15 protein-coding genes are annotated in these 23,196 nt (G+C 70.5%); 11 read left to right on the top strand and 4 right to left on the bottom strand.

Annotated features, from left to right (window positions below):
• Positions 1-127 precede the first annotated feature (127 nt).
• Positions 128-1,156 (top strand): M28 family peptidase, encoded by a 1,029-nt coding sequence (locus tag OEB96_RS06490; protein ID WP_266214575.1) that lies wholly within the window; start codon positions 128-130, stop codon positions 1,154-1,156.
• Here the strand turns inward: OEB96_RS06490 and OEB96_RS06485 are convergent.
• Complete coding sequence (locus OEB96_RS06485) at positions 1,117-2,130, bottom strand: diacylglycerol/lipid kinase family protein (RefSeq protein WP_266214574.1); 1,014 nt, start codon at positions 2,128-2,130, stop codon at positions 1,117-1,119. The two genes, OEB96_RS06490 and OEB96_RS06485, sit on opposite strands and share 40 nt — an antisense overlap.
• 150 nt (positions 2,131-2,280) lie before the next feature.
• Here OEB96_RS06485 and OEB96_RS06480 point away from each other — a divergent pair, with 150 nt between their 5' ends.
• A complete protein-coding gene (locus tag OEB96_RS06480) occupies positions 2,281-2,838 on the top strand; it encodes a TlpA family protein disulfide reductase (RefSeq protein ID WP_266214573.1) in 558 nt (185 codons plus the stop codon).
• A 56-nt stretch (positions 2,839-2,894) separates the two neighbouring features.
• On the opposite strand, the gene OEB96_RS06475 is transcribed toward OEB96_RS06480, so the two are convergent.
• Together OEB96_RS06475 and OEB96_RS06470 are read right to left on the bottom strand one after the other, a co-directional pair.
• On the bottom strand, positions 2,895-3,743 hold the full coding sequence (locus tag OEB96_RS06475) for a hypothetical protein (protein ID WP_266214572.1): 849 nt from the start codon (positions 3,741-3,743) through the stop codon (positions 2,895-2,897).
• Positions 3,744-3,753: 10 nt separating this feature from the next.
• Positions 3,754-5,298: a YifB family Mg chelatase-like AAA ATPase gene (locus tag OEB96_RS06470; RefSeq protein ID WP_266214571.1), complete on the bottom strand. Its 1,545-nt coding sequence runs from the start codon at positions 5,296-5,298 to the stop codon at positions 3,754-3,756.
• A gap of 243 nt (positions 5,299-5,541) precedes the next feature.
• Between OEB96_RS06470 and OEB96_RS06465 the strand changes: the two genes are divergently transcribed.
• The 3 genes from OEB96_RS06465 (at position 5,542) to OEB96_RS06455 (ending at position 12,549) form a co-directional block, all read left to right on the top strand.
• Complete coding sequence (locus tag OEB96_RS06465) at positions 5,542-7,947, top strand: type VI secretion system Vgr family protein (protein WP_266214570.1); 2,406 nt, start codon at positions 5,542-5,544, stop codon at positions 7,945-7,947.
• On the top strand, positions 7,947-9,926 hold the full coding sequence (locus OEB96_RS06460) for a hypothetical protein (RefSeq protein WP_266214569.1): 1,980 nt from the start codon (positions 7,947-7,949) through the stop codon (positions 9,924-9,926). The genes OEB96_RS06465 and OEB96_RS06460 overlap by 1 nt, the downstream gene beginning before the upstream one ends.
• A 154-nt stretch (positions 9,927-10,080) precedes the next feature.
• Positions 10,081-12,549 carry an alanine:cation symporter family protein gene (locus OEB96_RS06455; protein ID WP_266214568.1) on the top strand — a complete coding sequence of 823 codons (2,469 nt, stop codon included), beginning with the start codon at positions 10,081-10,083 and terminating at the stop codon, positions 12,547-12,549.
• Positions 12,550-12,594: 45 nt separating this feature from the next.
• Here OEB96_RS06455 and OEB96_RS06450 read toward each other — a convergent pair whose 3' ends face one another.
• Positions 12,595-13,686, bottom strand: a complete 1,092-nt coding sequence (locus tag OEB96_RS06450) for an aldo/keto reductase (RefSeq protein ID WP_266214567.1) — start codon at positions 13,684-13,686, stop codon at positions 12,595-12,597.
• Between the two features lie 97 nt (positions 13,687-13,783).
• On the opposite strand from OEB96_RS06450, the gene OEB96_RS06445 reads away from it, so the two are divergent.
• The 6 genes from OEB96_RS06445 to OEB96_RS06420 all read left to right on the top strand — a co-directional run.
• On the top strand, positions 13,784-14,605 hold the full coding sequence (locus OEB96_RS06445) for a GNAT family N-acetyltransferase (RefSeq protein ID WP_266214566.1): 822 nt from the start codon (positions 13,784-13,786) through the stop codon (positions 14,603-14,605).
• Positions 14,606-14,766: 161 nt separating this feature from the next.
• Positions 14,767-15,348: a hypothetical protein gene (locus OEB96_RS06440; RefSeq protein WP_266214565.1), complete on the top strand. Its 582-nt coding sequence runs from the start codon at positions 14,767-14,769 to the stop codon at positions 15,346-15,348.
• 150 nt (positions 15,349-15,498) lie between these two features.
• Positions 15,499-17,307: an AMP-dependent synthetase/ligase gene (locus tag OEB96_RS06435; RefSeq protein ID WP_266214564.1), complete on the top strand. Its 1,809-nt coding sequence runs from the start codon at positions 15,499-15,501 to the stop codon at positions 17,305-17,307.
• A gap of 107 nt (positions 17,308-17,414) precedes the next feature.
• Positions 17,415-19,772: a bifunctional alpha,alpha-trehalose-phosphate synthase (UDP-forming)/trehalose-phosphatase gene (locus tag OEB96_RS06430; RefSeq protein WP_323137344.1), complete on the top strand. Its 2,358-nt coding sequence runs from the start codon at positions 17,415-17,417 to the stop codon at positions 19,770-19,772.
• The gene (locus OEB96_RS06425; RefSeq protein WP_266214562.1) at positions 19,765-21,615 is read left to right on the top strand and encodes a glycoside hydrolase family 15 protein; all 1,851 of its coding nucleotides are present in this window, start codon (positions 19,765-19,767) and stop codon (positions 21,613-21,615) included. The genes OEB96_RS06430 and OEB96_RS06425 overlap by 8 nt, the downstream gene beginning before the upstream one ends.
• Before the next feature lie 104 nt (positions 21,616-21,719).
• Positions 21,720-23,196, top strand: a 1,477-nt coding sequence (locus OEB96_RS06420; RefSeq protein WP_266214561.1) for a type VI secretion system ImpA family N-terminal domain-containing protein, incomplete at its 3' end; no start/stop codon positions are given.

The raw sequence follows: 23,196 nt of genomic DNA, 5'->3' as shown, positions 1-23,196 counted from the left end.
CGTCGGACGGGGTCGTGGTGCAGTCGACCACGACCACACCGGTGTCGGGCTCGAAGCGCCGTAGCGTCTCGCGCGACCGCACCATGCGGGTCGAAATCGAGGGCTCGGGCACGTAGGCTCACCAGCCATGGCATGGGCAGCCGAGCATGCGACGAAGCACGGAGGACGAGCGATCGCCCTCTCGCTCGTCCTCATGGGCGCGGGGTGCCGACTTCCACCGCCCGACGAGCCCGAGCCCTCTCCCCGCGTGACGCTACCGTACGCACCGCGGGATCCGTCGCCGGCGTTCTCCGGCGAGGCGGCTCTGGATCGAGTGCGAGCGCTGATGCTGCACCCGCGCACGCTCGGCGATGCCGCGCGCGAGCGCTCGATCGAAGCACTGGCGCGGATGCTCGCCGACGCCGGGGCGCAGCAAGTCGAGCGTCAGCCGTTCGTGGCAATCGAGGCCAGCACCGGCCGAAGCTACGCGCTGGTGAACCTGTTCGGTCACCTGCACCCCCAGGCTCCGCGCCGCGTGGTGCTGGCCACCCACTTCGACACGCGCCCGTGGGCCGACCAAGAGCCCGACCCCATGCTCCACGAGCAGCCGGTCCCCGGGGCCAACGACGGTACCAGCGGAGTGGCGGTGCTGCTCGAGCTCTTGCCCCTGCTGGCCGCCGCACTGCCGCCCGACGTGGGCGTCACGGTGATCCTGTTCGACGGCGAGGAGCTCGGACGACCGGGCGAGGGTGAGCGCGGGGGGTACTGCGCAGGCTCGCGTCACTTCGCAGCGGAGGCCGCGCGGCAGCCTCCGGCGTGGCTGCGCGGAGCCGAGGCCGGGATCGTGCTCGACATGGTGGGGGATCGCGACCTGCACCTGCCGATCGAGCCGGGCTCGGCCAAGCACGCCCCCGCGCTGGTGCAGCGACTATGGACAGTGGCGCGACGACGCGGGCACGCGCAGTTCCAAGACCACGAGCGCGAGCTCGCGATCCTCGACGACCACGTGCTCCTGACCCAGGCGGGCGTCCCCTCGGTGCTGATCATCGATCACGAGTACGACGCCTGGCACACGCGCCGCGACACCATCGATCGACTCTCGTCGGAGAGCCTCTTCGCGGTGGGGGACACCGTGCTTCACACGGTGCTCGAGCTCCTGACCTCGCCGAAGCCATGAGCGAGGGAGACGGGATCGGGCAGCCCCGCCACCCGCACGCGCATGCCCCCCGGCACCACCCACAGCTCGGCCGGCAACCGACCGGGCTGCTCGCCGTCGAGTTCCACGAGCACCACGTCGCCTTCGTTCCGGGCGCGCAGGGACACGTGGCGGACGCTCTGGGCCTCGACCTTGGGGTGATCGAGGTGTCGACCAGAGAACACCTTGGACAACATCCCGAGCAGGCTGGCCGTGGAGAGGTCACCCGTGTAGAGCAGCTCGAGCTGGCCGTCGTCGATCGCAGCCATGGGGGCGATCCACATGCCACCGCCGAAGAACTGGCCGTTGGTGATGGCCGCGAGCGCGAGGCCCAGGCGACGGGGGGGGCCGTGATCGGCCCGTAGCTCCACCTGGATCTCCTTGCGCGCGACGATCTCCCGCACCGAGTTCCATGCATAGATGCCCTTGGGACCGAGCACGCGTCGGCTCAAGCGGCTGGCGCGGAGCACTCGCGCCACCACGTTGCCGGTCAGGCCCGCGCTGGCCGCGTTGAGGAAGGGGCGCACGCGGGTACGACCTTGGTGGTCGCAGTGGCGCATGACCCCGTAGTCGATGGCGCGTCCGGGCTGCTCGATCGCATCGAGTTGCGCGGACCAGGGCGGCGAGCCGAGCTGGCGCAGGAAGTCGCCGCCCGTGCCTCCCCCGAGCAAGCCGAGCTCGGCGTGGGGAAAGCGGTTCTCGCCCTGCTCGTCCATGAAGCCGCAGAGCACCTCGTTGGCGGTGCCGTCCCCTCCCACGCTCACCACCACGTCCACCCCGTCCTCGAGCGCGCGGCGGGCGAGTTCGGTGGCATGACCCGGATGCCGGGTGTGGTCGATGCGCAGCCTCGGCCAGCGCTCGCGCAGGCCCGGCTCGAGCTCGGCGAAGCGACGCACCGCCTTGCCTCCACCGGCGGCTGGATTGACGATGGCGACGATCCGGTCGACCGCGGGCACGATGCGCACGGTACCCGGACCGAAGCAGCCAGACAACGCCACGCCCCCGCAAGGAGCGAGCACGGGCCGTGCAAGGGCTTGCACGCGCCTCTCCTCCCCGACCCCATCGAACCCCCATCGACCGTGGCCAACCGAGGTATGGTTGGCTCGATGCGCTTGGTCGTCTCCGTCCTCCTGTCGTGCTCCCTGTCGTTCGGCTGTGGTGACCCTGCGGAACCCGCACCCAAGCCCGACGCCCAGACACCCGACGCCCAGACACCCGATGCCAAGGAGCCCGCCGCCGCCGCCCCCGATGCCAACGCACCCGCCGCGGCCGCGTTCCAGATCGTCAACCTTCCGCCCGGTGGCGAGCTGCCCGGGCTCCTCGCCGAGCATGCGGCACTCGCCAAGCAGGCCAACCTCGCCCCGTTCGTGGAGCTGTGGGCGGAATGGTGCCCTCCCTGCAAGAAGCTCGAGGCCGCCATGGGCGACCCGCGGATCGAGAAGGCGTTCGCGGGGGTCTACCTCATTCGTCTCGACTCGGATCAATGGAGCGGAAAGCTCGAGGGCACTGGCCTCGACGCGAGCGCGATCCCGGTGTTCTTCGAGCTCGATGCCCAGGGCAAGGTCACCGGGCGCAAGATCGACGGTGGGGCCTGGGGCGAGGACGTTCCCGAGAACATGGCGCCCCCGCTCGACGCGTTCTTCCACGGCCGACAGGAGTCATAGGCCGGAGGGCACACGCACGAGCCGAGCGTCACCGCGGCAACGACCGTCCTCGCCCACTACGACGCGAGCATCTCGTCGAGCGAGCGGGCGGTGACCGCTCGTCGAAGCCATCGATCGAGCTGATCGAGATCGGTGCAGGCCATGATGCGGCTTCGCAGCGACGGATCGGGCACCAGACCACGGATGTCGAGCAGCTTGAGGATGGCCGAGGCCTCTCCCTTCGCTTCTCCCTTGGCATACAGCTCCTTGCCCCAGTCGCTTCGTGGCTTGAAATCGTGAAACCGCATCTCGAACTTCCTTCGTATGGCCTTGTCGAGCCCGGAGAGGAACGTGTCCCAGTAGAGCGCGCCGACATCGTCCGGGGTCTCGTCGAGCACGGTGGCCAGTGCCTTGCCGATCTCGGCGGCAACCGGTCGTCTCCCGTGCACGATGCCAGAGAGCAAGGCCTGCGGCAACGAGGCACGGGCCTGCTCGGGCGTGGCGATGACCGGCATGTTGGCCGGCCCGAGCACCAGTGGGCGCAAAGTAACCATCCCGGAATGGAACGGCCCTGCGGCCCAGGTGGCAATGGATGGGTCGTTCGTTACCACGACCAAGAAGGTCGGGATCCGCAGCCGATAGTGCTGACCTGCGTGATAGAGCAACCAAGAGTACGGCTTGCTCTCGTCCTCGCTGAGCTGGATCTCGACCGTTCCAGCCGCAATCGGCTCGTCCTGATTGGGACGATGGAGCTCGAGCGTCAGGTCGGCCCGAAGCGGAGGGATCTGGCTGGTGGCGGTCTCCCCCCGACGAAAGCGCAGCGAGGCGTCGCCGAGCCCGGGAACGTGCTCGCGAAGCGTGGGGAGCAACAGCTCCGGATGCTCGGCGAACAGCTCGACGAACATCTCGTGCAGGGGCGAGGCCATGGCGAGCCGCTCACCCGTCCGTGCTCTGCGGCGGCCTCCGCAGGTGCGCCGCCTCGGCCACGTAGACCTCGTCGATCGGGGCATGCGGGTCGATGTCGTCGGGGCACAGGTCCGCCAGCGTCCGCGCCACCCTCCGCAGACGATGCTGCGCTCGCGGACTGAGCTGACGCGTCATCGCCAGCCCTTCGAGCAACCGGCCCGCCTTGGTCGACAGCGCACACAGCCGGTCCACCGCCCCGCCGCGGGCGGGCACCTCGGCATTGACCCGCCACGGCGTCCCGCAAAGGCGCGCCGCCTGTCGCTCACGCGCCCGAGTCACCCGCCCGCGCACCACTGCGCTCGGCTCCCCCGATTCCCGTGACAGCTCCGTCCCCAGCGGAGCCGGAGCGATCGGCACCACCAAGTCGATCCGATCGAGCAACGGCCCCGACACTCGTGACAGGTAGCGCTGCACGGCGGGCGGCGAGCAGATGCAGGCGCGCTGCGGGTGACCGAGGTAGCCGCACGGGCACGGATTCATCGCAGCCAGCAGCTGGAAGCGCGCCGGCAGGGCCACCGCCCCGTGTGCCCGCACGATGCTCACCACTCCGTCCTCGAGCGGCTCCCGCAGCCCCTCGAGACACGAGCGCGACAGCTCGGGCAGCTCGTCGAGGAACAGCACCCCGCGGTGCGCGAGGCTCACCTCGCCCGGCCGCAGCGGTCGCCCCCCGCCGAGCAGGCCCGCCACCGAGACCGTGTGGTGCGGCATGCGAACCGGGGCTCGACGCCGCAAGCCCGACGGGGTCGCTCCCAATGCCACCCCGTGGATCTTGGTCACCTCGAGCGCCGCCTCGTCGTCGAGCGGAGGAAACAGCGCCGCGGTCCGCCGCGCGAGCATGGTCTTGCCCACTCCCGGTGGGCCGTGGAGCAGGAGGTTGTGCCCCCCCGCGACCATCACCTCCACCGCCATGCGACCGAGCGCCAGGCCACGGATGTCCGCCATGTCGATGTCGTCGTCGTCGGTCGACGAGCTTCCGGTTGGCACCTCGTAGGCGCTCAGCGCCTGCTCTCCACGCAGGTGACCGACGAGCTGCGCGAGGCTCTCGGCCGGTACGACCTCCAGGCCCTCGACCAGTGCCGCCTCGGGTGCGGCCGTCCGCGGGACCACCAGCGTTCGAAAGCCGTTGCGCCGCGCACAGTCGGCCACCACCAACGTACCGACCGCCGGCCGTAGGCCACCATCGAGCGACAGCTCCCCCCACATCATGGTGTCCTGCAGCCGCTCCGCAGGCACGATCTCGTGCGCTCCCAGGAGCGCGCACGCAATGGCGAGGTCCATCCCCGGGCTGTCCTTGCGACGATCGGCGGGAGCGAGGTTGACGATCTGCTTGCGGGGGCGAAGCTCGTGGCCGCAGTGGGCCAGAGCGCTGCGAACCCGCTCGCGTGCCTCGGAGAGCGCCCCGGTGGCCTGCCCCACCACGGTGAGCCCTGGTAGTCCCACGCGAGCGTCGGCTTCCACCGTGACCACGTATCCATCGACGCCGAGCAACCCTGCACAATGACTTCTGGCGAGCATGGCCCGCCCACCGTGCACGTGCCGTTCCGGAGGCCACCCCTCGTGATCTCCAGCGCTTGGCGCGTCGATGCGGCGAAGGTGGCCCGCCCGTTGGCCGGGCCTTGGCCCACCGGTTGGCCGCCGTGGCCCGAGGGGGACGAAATCGAGGGTCGATGGAGCTTTCTCTCGTTTTGTTCGAGGCTCCTCCCCAATCACGGCCCCAGGACCCGCAGGCGTGGCCGGGTCTCGTATGCTCACTCCCCGGTGAACCCTGCGTCCGTCCCCCTCGTTCGCTACTCCGTCAGCGTCCGTGTGCCCGCGTGGGGCGAGCACCCGGCGGTGCTCCTCGACGAAGACACGTGGCACGTCCGCGCAATCGAGCTCGACGAGGCACTCGACCGCCCCTACGCGCTCGAGCTGACCCTGGTCACGGAGGAGCTCGACCTCGACCTCGATCCCCTCGTCGGCGCCCCCCTCACCCTCTGCTGCCGTCGCGACGACGAGCGCGAGCGGCTGGTGCACGGCGTGGTCGAGCACGCCTGGTATCTCGGCACGTTCGGCAGCCGCCTCCACCTGCGCCTGACGGTGGGGCCTGCGCTCGGCCGCCTCCGGCTCTCGCGTCGCAGCCGGGTCTTCCAGGGCATGACGGTGGTCCAGATCGTGGAGGCGGTGGTGGCCGAGGCCTTCGAGCCGCTGGGGCGCACGCTCGACTGCTCGCGTCTGCTGCGGAGCTACGACGCGCGCGACTACTGCGTGCAGCTACGGGAGACCGACCTCGAGCTGGTCACCCGCATCCTCGCCGAGGAGGGCATCGGCGTGCTGTTCGAGCATGGCGAGTCGGCCGAGACGATGGTGCTGTTCGACGACCCGCGGGCGTTTGCCGCGATCGGAGCCGACGATGGAGAGGCGGCCATCCCCACGATCGCGGTCTCGACCTCCCAGGCCGACCGAGCGGGGCTCGAGACCATCACCCGCTTCGAATGGCGCCGTCGGGCCCGCCCTCGAAGGGTGGAGCGCTCGGCCTGGGACTGGAAGCCCTGGCAGCCCGAGCGCAACGTCGGTCGCGCCGAGGACGAAGATGTCCCGCCATGGGCGTTCGGCGAGCACTACGAGCACGGCCAGCGACGCATGGTGGAGGAAGGCGGCGACGGTCCACACCTCGATCACACCCCGCGCGCCGCGCTCGATGCCCACGAGGGCCTGCGGGCGCGCTCGCAGACCGCCCTCGGCCAGGGCAACGTGCTGCTGCTGTCGCCCGGTCGCACGTTCGAGCTCGAGGGCCACCCCCTGTCCGCGCTCGATCGCGGCTACGCGCTGGTCCGGGTGATCCACCGCGCCGACTGCCCCGAAGCAGACATCGACGACCCCGGCCGCTTCGCGGGCCCCAACTACGAAAACCGCTTCGAGTGCATCCCCGAGGGCGTGAGCTGGCGCCCCCGCGTGCCCGACAAGCCGCGAGTCCATGGCCACCTGCTGGCCACGGTGGTGGGACCGCCCGGCGAGGAGATCCACACCGACGAACACGGCCGCATCAAGGCGTGGATCCACTGGGATCGCGAGCACGAGCCCGGCGGCGCCGATGCATCCTGCTGGCTGCGCGTGGCCCAGGCGTGGGCGGGGCCGGGCTTCGGCACGATGTTCATCCCGCGGGTGGGCATGGAGATCCTGGTGAGCTTCGCCGACGGCGATCCCGACCAGCCGCTGTGCATCGGGTGCGTCTACCAGGGGCACAACCGGCCGCCGTACCCGCTGCCCCAGGAGCGCACCAAGAGCACGATCAAGTCGCGCTCCACCCCGCCGGGCGCAGGCCGGGCCGAGGGCACCAACGAGCTGCGCTTCGAGGACGCGACCGGCAGCGAGCAGGTCTACCTGCACGCCCAGCGCGATCTCGACGAGGTGGTCGGCCGCAACCACGACCGCCGGGTGGGCGTCGACGAGACGATCGCGGTGGGGAACGACCGCCACGTGCGGGTGAGCGGCTCGCAGCAAGTGACCATCGAGGGCAGCCAGCGGGTGGTGGTCAAGGGCACGTCGCCCAAGGGACTGCCGCTGCCGCCTCCCCACTATGCGATCGAGGTCGAGCGCGAGCTCGTGGTCGACGCCAGCGAGCGCGTGACCGTGCGAGCGCCCGTGTCGATCACCCTCGCGGTCCAGGGCACGTCGCTCACCCTCACGCCCCAGGGACTGGTGCTCACGGCGGGGTCGGGTGCGAGCACTACGATCGACGCGGGCGTGCTGCTGCGCTCGAGTCCGGGCGCGACCCTCGACCTCGACGGCAGCGGTGGCCTGGCCATGGCCGCCATGACCACCGGCGGAACCCCGGGTGCCTCGCTGGCGCTCGACGCCGTCGCCACGCTCGGCAGCCAGGCCGGCGCGGGGCTGACCCTCGGCGGCGACGTCTCGCTCCATGCCCCCACCGCGGCGACGGCCCCCGGTGCCTCGCTCACCCTCGACACCGGCGCGACCGTCTCCGGGCATGCGGTCGCGCTACGGGCCGAGGCCGCCACGGTGACGCTCGACACCGACGCCACCGTGGAGGGCATCGGGGTCACCCTGCGCGGCACCGACGTGACCTGCGAGGGCACCAAGACCAGCCTGCGTGGCCAGCAGCTCAGCGCCCAGGCGATGGCACTGCTGACCATGGCGGCTCCGCTCGTGAAGATCAATTGATGGACGACCTCGTCGAGCTCCACGATCAGGCCACGCGCCTGTGGCGGGACGACCGGACCCGGCTGCTGCACGTGATCGTCCCGGCGACGCGCCGCTCGGCTGCGCTGGAGCTGCTGCGAGGGCTCGAGCACCACCCGCTCGCCCCCGGGCCCGTCGTCATCCTCGAGCAGGCCCATGCGGTGAGCGATCCCGGCTGGGATGCCCGTCGTCAGGCGCTGCGCCAGCAGCACCACGAGCGCAGCACCGCGGCCGCCGACGAGGCGTGGCCGCTGCTGCCCCTCGAGCCGCCCTCGCGTGGGCTGGCCGGATTTGCGGAGCAGCTGGCCCAGCTGGTCCAGGCCACCCCCGACCAGCGCGGCTGGGTCGTCGTGCTGGCCCCCGCTCACGTCAAGGCCTCGGCGCAGTGGTCGCGAGCGCTCGCGATGTTGCTGCGCGGCTCGGCACTGGGGACCGTGCGCTGGGTGGTGGTCGACGTGGACCGCCCCTCCCTGGTGGAGGGCGTGGCCGAAGAGACCGAGCGACGCCGCGTGGAGCTCGGGGCCGATGGCGGCTCGGCGCTGACCGAGCTCGCGGCGAGCCTGACCCGTCCGTCCACCGCGGGCCCCCCGGGTGCGCGTGCACCAGGGCTCGAGCCACCGCTTCGCCCCACGGTCGTCCCGCCGCCTCCCGAGGATCCCGACGAATCCAAGCGGCGCACGATGGCGGCGCTGGTGCTCGGCGCCAGCGATGCGCAGCGCAAGGGCGACGTCGCGGGCGCAGTGGAGCGCCAGCGCAAGGCCGCCGCGCTGTGCGAGGACGCGGGATGGAGCGAGCTGGCCATCCCGCTGCAGCTCGTGCTCGGCGGCTACCTCTTGGCCGCCGATGCGGCCGAGCCCGCGCTCCGCACCCTACGCGACGCCATCGAGGTCGCGAGCTCCATGTCCACGCGCCCCGAGCTGCTGCCGCTTTGCCAGCTCGCGCTCGGCTCGACCCTCATGGCGCGAGGCGATCGCCCGGCCGCCATGCTCGCCTACGCCGATGCGACCCAGAGCGCCGAGCGCTCGGGCGCGACCACGCTGGTCCTCGAAGCCTGCCGGCTCACGGCCGACACCGCCCTACTCCTGGGCATGGAGGCACAAGCGATCGCATTCTGGTCGCGCGCGGTCTCGCTGGCCGAGGCGGAGCCGCTCGCGGCCAGCACCGGCAGCGCGGGCTACAGCGCCCGAGCCATGGCGCTGCTGTGCAACAAGCGTGGGCTCCACCAAGCCTCGCACCGCTACTGGGACGCGGCTCGACGCTTCGACGGGCTCGACGTCGGAGCGCTGCGAGAGGCCGTCGCGGCCGAGCCCCCCCTCGCGGCCGAGCCCACCCCCGTCGCAGTCGAGCCCACCCCCGTCGCGATCGAGCCCGCCCCTCTCCCCCCGCCGTCCGCCATCGAGGACGGGACCGCCGACCTCTCCTTGGAGGAGCTCGCCGCCATCCACTGGCAAGGCATGATCCCCAGTGTCGATCGCATCGGCCTTCCTCCGCCCACCGTGGTCCACCAGTGGACTTCCGCCGAGCAAGAGGCGATCCGTCGCGCCACGGCGTCGGTGATCTCCGACGATTCCACCGGGCTGCTCACCCGCGAGGAAGTCTTTGCCCTGCACGGTGAGGCCGAGCTCCCGCCCGCGCGCGAGGCAAACCCCGCGGCCACGGCGATCCTCGAGCGCGCCACCGCGGTCGCGATGCTCCGGGCCAGCGATCCCGAGGCCGATGGAACCGCGTGGATCGATCAAGAGCAGCTCGCCGCCATCCGGGCCCGCCTCGGTCACTCATTGCTCTCCACGGAGCCATCTCCGCCCTCCCCCCCTCCCGTGCCGGTACCCCCACCGAGCCCACCCAAGCCCGTGCCCGAGGTCTCCCGCGGTCCGGGCGACACCACCTCGATGATGACGCGCGAGCGCTTGGCCGAGCTCGCCCGCGCGCACGCAGAGCGAGCCAAGAAGGACCGCAAATAGCCACGTCCCCGCCGCCGTCCCGAGCGCCGACAACCCGGTTGGCAGCGACCAATCCCCCGCGACGATCCACGGCTCCGTCCCGTTGTCTCCCCACCGCGGTCGGCTCACCGCCCCCGCTTGTCGTCGCTGCCGCAACCTGCAAGGCTCCCGTCCAATGCAAGAGCTGGCTGCATTCGCCTGGACCCCCTGGATCGCGTGGCTCGTGGTGGGCGTGGGGGGCGTGCTGCTCTTGGCGACGGTGGTTGGTCCCGTTCGCGCGCTGCCCCGGGCCATCGCGGCGCTGCGCGGGCGCGAGGTCACCGAAGGAACCAACGGCCCGCTGTGGCTGCCGCTGGCCGCCGCCACCGGCATGGGCGGCATCACCGGCGGCGTGATCGCAGTGACCACCGGTGGCCCCGGAGCCCTGGTGTGGATGTGGATCGCCACCCTCTTGGGCATGGCGATCGTCTTCGCCGAGGCCAGCCTCTCCGCCCGCTCGCCCGAGGACCACGAGCCCGCCGCCGTTCACATCCTGAGCGCCCCCGGTGGCCGACTCCTCGCCCCCATGTACGCGGTGGCCGTGCTGGTCCTCGCGATGGTGGTGGGCGGTGCCTTCCAGACCCATCAAGCCGCCGCGGTGCTCGGCGTCACCCACGATCTGCCACCACTGCCCGTCGCCATCGGCCTGGCCGTGGTCGCCGCTCCGTTCGTGCTGTTGCCCAAGCTGCGCAAGTGGCTGTGGCTGACCGTTCCCGTCGCCATCGTGCTCTACGTGATCATCGCCCTGGGCGTGATCACCGAGGGCACCATGCCGCTGTCGCTGCTGCTCGGCGACGCCGTCAACCAGGCCTTTGGCGTACCGTCGGTCGCCGGCGGAGCCGTGGGCGGAGGCGTGGGCCTGGCCGTGACCCACGGCGTACTGCGAGCGACGCTGGCGGGTGAAGCCGGCCTGGGCTCGGCCGCGCTGCTCGATCTGCGTGCACGCGGTCGCGGCATCGCGGGCGCCGTGGCCATGCTCGTGCCGCTCATCGCCGCCGGCGTCGTCGGCAGCACCAGCGCGCTGCTCATGCTCGAGGCCGCCCCCGCCGATGAGCCCGTCACCGACCCCGCCCTTCCCATGCCGCGACCGCTCGAGGTCATCCAGGGCAAGGGCCTGCGCCCCAGCCAGCAGGTGGGGCAGACGGTCGTGCTGCACGACGACACCACCATGCAGGCCGACGAGCACTACGCCATGATGCTGCGCTCCGATCCGCGCGGCCATGCGATGGGGCGCCTGGTCGACGACAAGAACCACGTGGCCCTGCCCCACTGGGCCGTCGCCCACGCATCCGACACCATCGTGCTCCACGGTCGATCCGACCGCCGCATGCACCCGGGCTGGGACATCAGGATCCCCTGTGAGCGCGAGGTCAAGCAGTCGCCCGATGGCCTCGAGTACCTGCTGCTGCGCCCCAAGGACCCCGAGCTCAAGATCAAGACGCTCGCCATCAAGCTCGAGCTCGACACCCAGCCCTACGTGATCTTCGACGACTTCTCGTTTCCGGGCCGCGTGGGCATCGCCACCAGCCCCGACCTCGGCGAGCACCTCGCGATGTACGAGGCCCCCAGCGCCGACCGCCCGTTCAATCCCAAGCTGCACGAGTTCTTCCGCAACGGCTACCGCGGCCCCTATGCCGACGACGAGGGTCCTCGACCGCCGTGGGCCTTCATCGCCCGCGAGGGCTTCGACGCCGAGATCGGCACCAAGATCCCGCTGCGGATCGTGTCCGACCCGCGCGGCGAGGCGGTGCTCCACACCACCCCCAGCGGCAGCCTCGAGGCACCACCGTGGGACATCCTGCTCGATGCCAAGACCGTCGTGCTGCGCCACGAGTCCGAGCCGAGCCGAGACCTATTGATCCCCGTGACCCCGCGCTCCGACCTCCACCGCGTGCGCTTCACCGTCGACGACGAGCGCTTCGTCGACGCACGCGGGGCCTTGCGCCTGCCCGATCACTACGAGAAGGACCCCTATCTCATCGTCCCGGAGTACACGTTCGAGGCGGAGGTTCACGGCGACGCCCGCCTGCCCGCGACGATCGAGGTCAAGGCCGAGGACGGCACCACCCAGGACGTCCCGGTGAAGGGCCGCCGCACCTTGGTCCCACTGCACCCCCTCGGCGAGGCCCAGGGGCCCTTTGGCGACACCGAGACCTATCACCCCCATCCGGCCGAGCTGATCGCATTCGGCATGCGCGGGCCACTGCTCCCCGCCGCCGAGGGAGCACCGATCGCCGCCGCCCGTCTCCTGCCCGGCGGCGGGAGCGGTCGACGCGTGGTGCTGGCGTTCGTGGTGCTGGTGTTCGCCCTGTCGACCATCGTGGCGTGGGCCGAGCTGGGCGGCCGTGCCGCCACCGCCGTGGTCGGCTCGCTCGGGGCCCGCGTACTCCCGCTCGCCGTGTTGGTCACGGCCGCGGTCGGTACTTCTTGGACCTTCGAGCAGCTCCTACCCGCGGTCGACCTCAGCCTCGCGGCCGTGGTCGTGCCCAACCTCCTGGGCCTCTTGCTGCTCGTGCCCAAGATCAACGCCGCCGCGCGGATGACCAAGGACCTCGAGCCCACCGCCGCGCCCAAGGCCAAGAGCGACCCGGATCCCGAGAGCTGAGCTCGAGGCCCAGCCGTGGCCTGCCGCCGCTCGCCGGGTATGGCCCTACGGCCACTGCGGGAGCCATGGCAACACCCTCTCCGCCCGCTGCCATACCGACTCGAGCAGCCGCTCCGTGCGATCCACCAGGCGATCGCGGCGTCGCCGTCGCACGTCACGGTCGAGGTGCACCGCTTCGAACGCCGCGGCCAGCCCGTCGCGCTCCCCGGCCCGGAGCACGATCTCGGCGGCCCGCGCGTTGGCCCGCACCTGAGCCGGCGAGCTGCCCCCCACGATCACCCCGCTCACTGCCGGCTGATGCAGCAGCCACGCCAGCGCCATCTGGGCCGAACTCACCCCATGGCGCCGCGCGAGCGGCTCGAGCGACTCCTCCCGCGCCGCCTCCACCCGCGCCACGTTCGTGGGATGGAAGAGCGGATCCCAGCGCCGATGATCGTCCAGCCCCAGCCGTCGTCGACCCTCCATGCGGCCGGCGAGCAATCCGTGCAGCAGCGGCGAGTAGGCCAGCATCCCCACCCCGAGCGCCCGGACCACCCCCAACAGCTCGCGCTCCACCCCGCGTCGCAGCAGGCTGTACTCCGACTGCACGCTGGCCAGCGGCACGTCGCCCAGCGCCGCCACCGCCTCGAGCACCTGCGCCCCCGAGTAGTTCGACACCCCGATCGCCCGCAGCTTGCCTTCCTCGCGCAGCCTCGACAGCTCGCCCATCGTGTCGGCGATCGGCACCAGCGAATCGGGGTGATGGACCTGGCACAGGTCGAGCGCGTCGATCCCCAGCCGGCGCAAGCTCTGCTCCACATCGCGGCGTACCGAGACCGGACGGCTGTCACGCCGGATCACGCGAGCCCCGCCGTCGGGCCGGGTCGTGGTGAACAGCACCTCGCCATGCTCGTCGTCCCAGCGCAGGCCCACCTTGCCGAGGATCTGCACCCGATCGCGTCGATCAGCGATCGCCTGACCCACCAGCCGCTCCGACTCTCCAAAGCCGTAGAGCGGTGCGGTGTCGATGCTGGTGATCCCCGCGTCGATGGCGGCATGGAGCGTACGCACGCGCTCCACTGGCGCACTGCGACCAAAGCCCATCGCGCCGAACACGATGGGAGTGATGGAGAGACCCGAGGAGCCAAGCGAACGCATGCGCATGATGACCAGGGATTCCCCGAGGACCAATTCGGGCCTCGGGTCGAGCGGCCAGACGATACGGCGGAGCGACATCACCTGCTAGCGTTGCGACATGTGCCCGTCGGTGGTGCTTCACCCCACCCCATTGACGTTCCTCGATCGCGCCGGTGTGATGCTGATGCGTCACGAGGCCGAGCACTCCCTCTTGCTCGGCATCGCCAGCAGCTTGCCTCCCCAGAGCAGCGGAGCCCTGCTCGCGACGGTCGAGGAGAACGGCGAGGTCATCGCCGTCGCCCTGCGAACGCCCCCACGCAAGCTGCTCGTCTCCGATGGGCCACCGGGGGCGATCGATGCGCTGTGCGACGCCATGCGCCGGCACGCACCCGACCTTCCGGGAATCACCGGGCCGGCCGCCGCAGTGGAGCGCTTTGCGATGCGCTACTCCGACCAGGCCGTGCGCGAGCTCGAGATGCGGCTCCATCGACTCGATGCAGTGACCGCCGTACCCCGCCCGCCCGGTCACGTTCGCGTGGCCACCCCGGCCGACGCCGAGAGCCTCGCACCGTGGGCTCAGCGCTTCGTCGACGACAGCGGCTCGGACGAGACCCGACCGGGCGCCGAGCTGCTCGCGCCCTACCTCGCCAATGGGACCCTCTACCTCTGGGAGGACGGAACACCGACCAGCATGGCCGGCTGGTCGCGCGGGACCGCCCACGGAGCCTCGGTGAGCATGGTCTACACCCCCTCCGAGCACCGCGGTCAGGGGTACGCGACCGCGCTGGTCGCCGAGCTCAGCCGCACGATCCTGGCGCGGGGCAAGCGCTTTTGTGTGCTCTTCACCAACCTCGCCAACCCCACCGCCAATGCGATCTACGCGCGGATCGGCTATCAGCCGCTCTGCGACCACGGAAGCTGGAAATTCCCCAAGTCGTGATCCCCCTCACCCCATGAGGTCGACGAGCTGGAGACATGGTGGAATCCCCGAGGGGAAGATACGTCTGACTCGCCCCCGTGACCCCCCCCCGTGACCCCCACCGTGACACGGATCGCTCGCAGCCGCCGCCGTGTCCCCTACGCTGGAAGGCAAGGCCGGCCGTGATCACCAAGCTCCTCCTCAGCACGCTCCTCTTCGGCTTCTCCTTCGCCCCGCACGTGCCCTGGGTGGAGACCGACGTCGCCCACCTCGCGCCCGAGGGCTTGCTGCACCAGGAGGTCTTGCGCATCGATCCCGACTTCGGCAAGGGGCACCACGACATCGTGGTCGACTCGTGGATGCCTGCCGATGCACCGCAGACGCTGTCGGAGGTGCGGATGTGGTGGCTGCACAGCCAGGAGAACGACGAGCGCAGCCCGTTTGGCAAGGGCGTGCGCCGCTTCGTCGACCTCGAGTACGAGCGCAAGGACGTGCGCCGCTTCGGGGTGACCCTTCGGGGCGATCGCAAGGAGTGGAGCTTCGACGTGGTCCTTCGCGACGGCGGCCGAGCGGTCGCCATCGCCGACGTGACCACCAGCGACGGCTCGGTGATCCCTCAGTGCGAGGCCGAGTCGGCCAAGCTCCTCGTGCGACGCGTCATGGGGATTCCGGCGGGACTGCGAGGGCTCGAGGTGATCTGCCACGATGCCGAGGGCAAGCAGCACCGCGGCACGCTGCCCGAGCACAAGCGCAAGCGTCGGTAGCGGGCTCTCCATTTCGTTCGCACGCGGCTCGAGCCGGAGCCCGACTCGTCCTCATGCGATCGCCGCGATGCCGTAGCGCTCGCGCAGCGCGTCGATCGACTGCTACAGTCGGCGCCCCAACTTCGTCCCCGGGACGGGAGGAGCACCCCGATGAAAGCCACCGTGATGGAGGTCTTCGAGAAGACCGCCAAGAAGCACGCCGACCGGCCCGCTCTCAAGGCCAAGCGCAACGGCAAGTGGGTCACCACCACCTGGGGCGAGTACCGCACCCAGGTTCGCGCCGCCGCCAAGGCGCTCATCCACCTCGGGCTGCAGCCGGGCAAGGGCGTGTCGATCATCGGCTTCAACTGTCCCGAGTGGTCGATCTCCGACGTCGCGACGATCTACGCGGGTGGCTGCCCCGCCGGCATCTACACCACCAACACGCCCGACCAGTGCCGCTACGTCGCCGAGCATGCCGAGTGTCAGGTCGCGATGGTCGAGAACGAGGCGCAGCTGGCCAAGTTCCTCGAGATCCGCGACGCGCTCCCCGAGCTGCGGGCGATCGTGATGTTCCAGGGGACTCACGAAGCCGAGCAGGCCTCCGGCGCCGAACGCGACCCGCAGGATCGGCCCCCCGCGAGGGTCTACTCGTGGAACGACTTCCTCGCGCTCGGCGACGAAGTCGACGACGCCACGCTGCAGGAGCGCATCGACGCCCAGAAGCCCGACGACACGTGCACGTACATCTACACCTCGGGCACCACGGGCGATCCCAAGGCGGTGATGATCACCCACGACAACATCACGTGGACCGCCCGCACGGCGCTCGAGTCGCTCGATGCCAGCGACGGCGATCGCATGATCAGCTACCTGCCGATGTCGCACATCGCCGAGCAGGTCGTGTCGCTGCACGGGCCGATCGTCGAGGGAGCCTGCACCGCGTTCGCCGAGAGCCTCGAAGCGCTCGGTGACAACCTCAAGGAAGTGCGCCCCACCATCTTCCTGGCCGTGCCGCGCGTCTGGGAGAAGATCCAGGCCAAGATGCAGGCGGCGGCCGCGGGCAACTCCGGGCTCAAGAAGAAGATCGCCGCCTGGGCCCGCGGCATCGGCCTGCGGGGCGGCTACGCAATGCAGCAGGACAAGCCGCTGCCGCTGTTCTGGAGCGTGGCCGAGAAGCTGGTGTTCTCCAAGGTTCGCGACGCGCTGGGGCTCGACCAGTGCCGCATCATGCTCACCTCGGCCGCACCGATCTCCAAGTCGACGCTCGAGTTCTTCCTCTCGCTCGGCCTGCCGATCATGGAGGTCTACGGCATGTCGGAGTGCACGGGCCCGGCCACCGTGTCGCTGCCCAACGCCTACCGCACCGGCTGGGTGGGCCAGGAGATGTCGGGCACCGAGCTCAAGATCGCGGAGGACGGCGAGATCTGCATGCGCGGCCGCCACGTGTTCAAGGGCTACTACAAGAACCCCGAGGCCACCGCCGAGACCATCGACGACGAGGGCTGGCTGCACTCGGGCGACATTGGCGAGCTCGAGAACGGCTACCTCAAGATCACCGATCGCAAGAAGGACCTCATCATCACCGCGGGCGGCGAGAACATCGCGCCGCAGGTGATCGAGGGCAAGCTCAAGGGCATCTCGGTGGTCAGCCAGGCGGTGGTGGTCGGCGATCGTCGCAAGCACCTGTCGGCCCTGCTCACCATCGACGAGACCAAGCTCGAGGAGCTGCGCCGCGAGTCGGGCAGCTCGGCCGCCACGCTGGCCTCGGCGGCCGCGGACGACAGGGTGCACGAGTGGCTGATGAACCGCGTAGAGGAGGTCAACAAGGACCTCGCGCGGGTACAGACGATCAAGAAGATCAAGATCCTGCCCAATGATCTGACCATCGAAGGTGGCGAGCTGACACCGACGATGAAGGTCAAGCGCAAGGTCGTGAATCAGAAGTATGCGGATGCGATCGAGTCGCTGTATGCGTAGCCCGCCGCGGGTGGCTTGGAGCGAGCGGTGCGTCGAGCTTGCCCCCCAAGGGCGCATTGGGGAGGCTCTCGGGGCGCTCTGCTCCGATCGGCCCCGCACGGGCAGCAGTGGGCAAGCATCGGTCTCTGCTCGGCCCCAAGGGGGCTTTGGGGGCGCTCTACTCTGCTCGAACCGCCGCTGCTTGGAGTGAGCGGATCGATCCATTCCGGCCGTCTGGGGCCGAGAGGGCGCGCGCGGGTGGCACGTGGCCGCTCGTTCTTCTAAGGTGGTGGCGGGTGTCCAGGTTGATCATCGTATCCAATCGCCTCCCGGTGCAGCTCGATGACAGGGGAGGACTGGTGCGATCGACGGGTGGGTTGACGTCGGCGATGCGCGGTCTGGGGGAGGTACCGCACCGCTGGGTGGGCTGGCCCGGGCAGCTGTCGAGCAGCGCAGCCGATGGTCGCGAGGCGCTCACGCGAAGACTGCGCGAGGAGCAGGGCTGCGAGCCCGTGTTCATCGACGACGAGGTCGCGTACGAGCAGTTCTACGAGGGCTACTCCAATGCGACGCTGTGGCCGCTGCTGCACTACATGACCGAGCGCGCGCGCTTCGAGCCCAGCTGGTTCCACGGCTACGAGGCGGTCAACCGGCGCTTTGCCGACGTCGTACTCGAGGTGGCGGGCAGAGGGGCACGCGTGTGGGTGCACGACTACCAGCTCATGCTGCTGCCCGCGATGCTCCGGGCCGCTCGGCCCGACCTGCGCATCGGATTCTTCCTGCACGTCCCGTTCCCCAGCCACGAGGTGTTCCGCGTGCTGCCCGAGCGCGAGACGGTGCTGCGGGGGCTGCTGGGCGCCGACCTCATTGGCTTCCACACGTTCGGCTATCTACGACACTTTCGCTCGGCACTGCTGCGCTCGCTCGACCAGGACAGCATGCCCGACGGCGCGCTCGTCGACGGCCGCCACGTTCGATTCGGGGTCTACCCCATCGGCCACAATCGCGAGGCCTTCGATCGCGTCACCACCCAGCCGCGCTATCAGGCCCAGCTCGAGGAGCTCCAGCGCGACTTCGGCGACCGACGCATCGTGCTCAGCGTCGAGCGGCTCGACTACACCAAGGGCATCCCGCACAAGCTCCAGGCGATCGATCGATTCCTCGGCGAGCACCCCGAGCGGCGCAAGGACACGGTGTTCTTCATCCTCGCGGTGCCGTCGCGGCAGTCGGTCGATGCCTACCGCGAGCTGACCGCACGGGTGCAGCTCGCCATCGGCGAGCTCAACGGACGCTACAGCACGTTCTCGCGGCAGCCGGTGCACTTCTACAACCGCGGGACCAGCCTCGAGCGGCTCGCCGCGCTCTATGCCTTCGCCGAGGTCGCGCTGGTCACCCCGCTCGTCGACGGCATGAACCTGGTGGCCAAGGAGTACGTCGACTGCCGGGGCGCCCCGGGGGCGCGGCCGGGCACGCTCATCCTGTCGGAGACGGCAGGCGCGGCCCAGGAGCTCGCGGGCGCGATCCTGGTCAATCCCTACGACGCACAAGGCGTGGCGCGAGCGATCGCCAGCGCGATCGCCCGCACGCCGCACGAGGCCAGCGCCGCGATGGACCCCATGCGCTCGCGCGTGCGCAAGCACGACGCGGAGGCGTGGGCCCGCTCGTTCGTCGGCGATCTCGAGCTGGAGTCGCGGGTGCCGCTCGATCCCGCGGCCGAGGTCGGTGACGCCCTGCTCGAGCGCATCGTGGGCGCAACGCGGCTCGGACTGATACTCGACTACGATGGCACGCTGCGCCGCTTCGTGGGCAAGCCCGAGGACGCCACCCCCGAGCTCGAGCTGCTCGAGCTGCTCGAGCGGCTCGGCGCGCTGACGGGGACGCGGCTGGGCATCGTGTCGGGCCGCCCCGAGGCGTTCTTGCAGCAGCACCTCGGCCACCTGCCGGCGTGGCTGGTCGCCGAGCACGGCTTCCGTCAGCGGGTGCCGGGCGGCGAGTGGGAAGACGCCAACCCGCGCGCCGATCTCACCTGGCTCGACGTGGTGCGACCCATCCTCGAGCAGGCGGCCGATCTCACCCCCGGCACCCACGTGGAGGTCAAGAAATCCGCGCTGGTGTGGCACTACCGCCGCGCCGATCCGGAGTTCGGCGCGTGGAAGGCGGGCGAGCTGGTCGGGGCGCTCACCGAGGTCGCCGCCAACATGCCGGTCGAGGTGCACCGCGGGCACAAGATCGTCGAGGTCGCCAGCCAGCAGGTGAGCAAGGGCGCAGCGCTCGACGCCCTCGTGCAGAGCTGGGCGCCCGACCTCGTGGTCGCATGCGGAGACGATCGCACCGACGAGTCGATGTTCCACCGCCGCGACGCGTACCCGTTGCTCGAGACCATCAAGGTCGGTCCCGGAGCCACGTACGCGGCGTGGCGTCTGCCTGGCGTCGCGGCAGTGCGGCGCTTCCTCCAGCGAATCGTGGAGCTGCGCACCGGTGAGTGATCTCGATGACAACTACCACATGGGACTGATCGGCAACGGGCGCACCGGCGCGCTCATCGATCGCCAGGGCAGCATGAAGTTCGCGTGCTTGCCAGACTTCGACTCGGGAGCGGTGTTCTGCGGCCTGCTCGACCCGGACCGGGGCGGACAGATGAACGTCTCGATGATCCGTGGCCGGGCGACCGCGCAGGACTACGTGCGGCACACGAACATCATCCGCACGCGCTTCGAAGGGCGCGACGGGGTGTTCGAGATGTTCGACTTCATGCCGCGCTACCGCATCGACGGCGGGCATGACTGGCCCTACACCCCACCCGACATCGTTCGCGTGCTACGCCCGGTGTCGGGCACGCCCCGGGTCAAGGTCGGCTTCGATCCTCGGCTCGAGTTCGGCCGCTTCGGCACCGATGTCCGCGTGGTCCACGATGGCCTGCTCAAGTGCACCACCCGCGGTCGTGATGGCCGGCGGGAGATCTACGAGTCGATCTATCTCTACACCAACGCCGATGCGCGACGGGTCCGCGAGGGCAAGGTGCTCGTGCTCGATCGCACCATGCACCTGCTGCTCAGCTACAACGACAAGCTGCAGGAGCCCGACAGCGATCGCGTGCGACTGATGCTCGCGCAGACCGAGGCCTACTGGCTGGGATGGTCGTCGCGCACCACGGTTCCGCCGCGCTACCGCGAGTCGGTGCTGCGCAGCGCCCTGGCCCTCAAGCTCATGCAGTACGGGCGCACCGGGGCGCTCATCGCCGCGCCCACCACGTCGCTGCCCGAGTCGATCGGCGAGAGCCGCAACTGGGACTACCGCTTTTGCTGGCTGCGCGACGCCTCGATGACCGTGTCGGTGCTGCGGCGGATCGGCCACCCCGACATGGCGCACCACTTCGTCCAGTGGGTGCTCGACGCCACGCCGTCCAAGGATGATCCCCTGCAGATCATGTACGGCCTGCGAGGCGAGCGGGAGCTGACCGAGCGCGAGCTGCCGCACCTGGCCGGATACCAGGGCTCGAGCCCGGTCCGGGTGGGCAACGCGGCGTACAAGCAGCGCCAGCATGACATCTACGGGGCGGTGCTCGACGTGTTCTGGCAGAGCCTCGACCACTTCGCCACACGGCTCGACGTCATCGAGGACATGTGGACGCGTGTGCGGTCGGTGTTTCGGACCGTGGAGCGGATCTGGTCGCAGCCCGATCGGGGCATCTGGGAGTTTCGGGGAGCCAAGCGGCACTTCGTGTTCTCGAAGGTGCTGTGCTGGGTCGCCGCCGATCGAGCCGTGCGCATCGCCGAGCGACTGGGGCGTCATCGGTGGGCCGACCAGCACCGCCACGTCGCCGAGGAGATCCGCCAGGACGTGCTCTCGCGGGGCTGGTCCAACGAGCTGGGCGCATTCGCGCAGAGCTACGGCAGCGACGAGCCCGACGCCTCCAACCTGCTGATGGTGGACTACGGCTTCCTGCCCCCCGACGACCCTCGCTACGTCGCCACCGTGGAGCGCGCCTGGGAGCTGCTCGGGCGCGGAGAGGGCCTGCTGATGCGCTATCGGTCGGCCGACGACTTCGGCGAGCCGAGCAGCGCGTTCACGATCTGCTGCTTTTGGGGGGTCAAGGCGCTGGTGCACATCGGCCAGATCGATCGCGCGCGCGCGGCCTTCGAGCGCCTGCTGGTCGACTGCAACCACATGGGGCTCCTCTCCGAGGACCTGCACATCACGTCGCGACGTCAGCTCGGCAATTTCCCGCAGGCGTACTCGCACCTGGCCCTCATCGACACCGCGCTGGCGCTGGCGGACGCCACGGGCTGGGACGACGTGCCCGCGCTGCTCGAGCGCGTGGCGTACTGAGTCGAGGTCCTCGATGGCCGTGAGCGGCGGTCTCGGAACGGCCCAAGCGGTCATTTCCACTCGCGCAACCGCCGGGAGTACGCTTCGATCCGTCGCGCTCCGCCATGACCACGCCCGAAGACGTCCAAGCCCAAGCCGCTCCCCTGCTCGCGCCCATCGCCGACGGCAAGCCCGGGGGTGACAACGCGTCCTACGATCCCGACTACGAGGCGGTCCGCAACGAGGTCGGCAAGCTCGACTCGCCGACCGGCGGCGAGGTCGACTGGGAGACGGTCGCCCAGCAATCGCGGGAGATCCTGGCCGGCAAGAGCAAGGACATCCTGATCGCGTCGTACTACGCCTATGCGATGTACGAGACCCGCAAGCTGGCCGGGCTGGCGGTGGGCTTGGCGGTGCTCGAAGGCTTGCTGGAGCAGTTTTGGGAGACCATGTTCCCGCCGCTCAAGCGCGTGCGCGGCCGCGGCAATTCGCTGGACTGGTTGTTCTCCCGGCTCGAGGTCGGCTTGCCGACCCTGGCGGTGACCCCCGCCGATCGCCCCGCGCTCGATCTGGTGATCAAGGGCTTCCGCACCATGACCGGCGTGGCCCGCGACAAGCTCGAAGACCACGCCCCGGCCACGCGTGCGGTGAGCGACGCGCTCGAGCGCATCAACCTCAAGATCCCCAAGGCCGCGGCTCCAGCCGCGGCTCCGACTCCGGCTCCGGCGCCCGCACCTGCGCCTGCTCCACCCGCTCCCGCAGCATCGGCCCCCACTCCGCCCGCATCGGTCCCCGCGCCTCCTGCCCCGGTCGCTGCCCCGACCCCCGCGGCCGAACCCGCTCCACCGCCTCCCGTCGCCGCACCGCCCGAGCCCGCGCCTGCTCCCGCCACCACGCCGCCCCCGCCCGAGAAGCCCCCCGAGCCCGCCAAGAAGGACCTCCTGGCGCAAGCCCAGGAGGCCGCCAAGCCATGGCTCGAGCCCATCGGTGATCCGCCGCATGGCAGCGATGCACGCTACGATCCCGACTTCGAGACCATCCGCACCGAGGTCGGCAAGCTCGACTCGCCGTCGGGCGACACCGACGTCAAGTGGGACGAGGTCGGGAGCCTGGCCAGCGAGCTGCTGAAGTCCAAGACCAAGGACCTCCTGATCGGCTCCTACTTCGCCTACGCGCGGCTCGTGACGCACGGCATCGAGGGCCTGGGCGTGGGCCTGTGCGTGGTGACGGGGATGCTCGAGAACTTCGCCGACGTGTGGCCGTCGCGACCGCGCGGTCGCGGCAATGCGCTCTCGTGGTTGACCGAGCAGCTCGAGCGGCAGCTCGCCGCGCTCAAGCTCGAGCCCAAGGATCGCGAGGCGGTGGAGGGCCTGCAGAAGATCGTGCGGGCCTTCAGCCTCGCCGCACGCGACAAGCTCGAGGACAACGCCCCGAGCACGCGTCCGCTGGAGGAACGGGTGCAGCGCATGCTGCTGGCGATCCCCAAGCCCGCCGCCCCGCCTCCTCCCAAGCCCGCCACGCCACCGCCGGCTCCGACCCCGGCGGCGGCCCCGACCCCGGCGGCCGCGCCTCCGCCCGCCGCCGCACCGGCCCCCGCCGCGG

The sequence above is a fragment of the Paraliomyxa miuraensis genome, assembly GCF_026337845.1.
GTDB classification, from domain to species: Bacteria; Myxococcota_A; Polyangia; order Nannocystales; family Nannocystaceae; genus Paraliomyxa; species Paraliomyxa miuraensis.
This window is presented reverse-complemented; position numbering and strand designations above follow the sequence as displayed.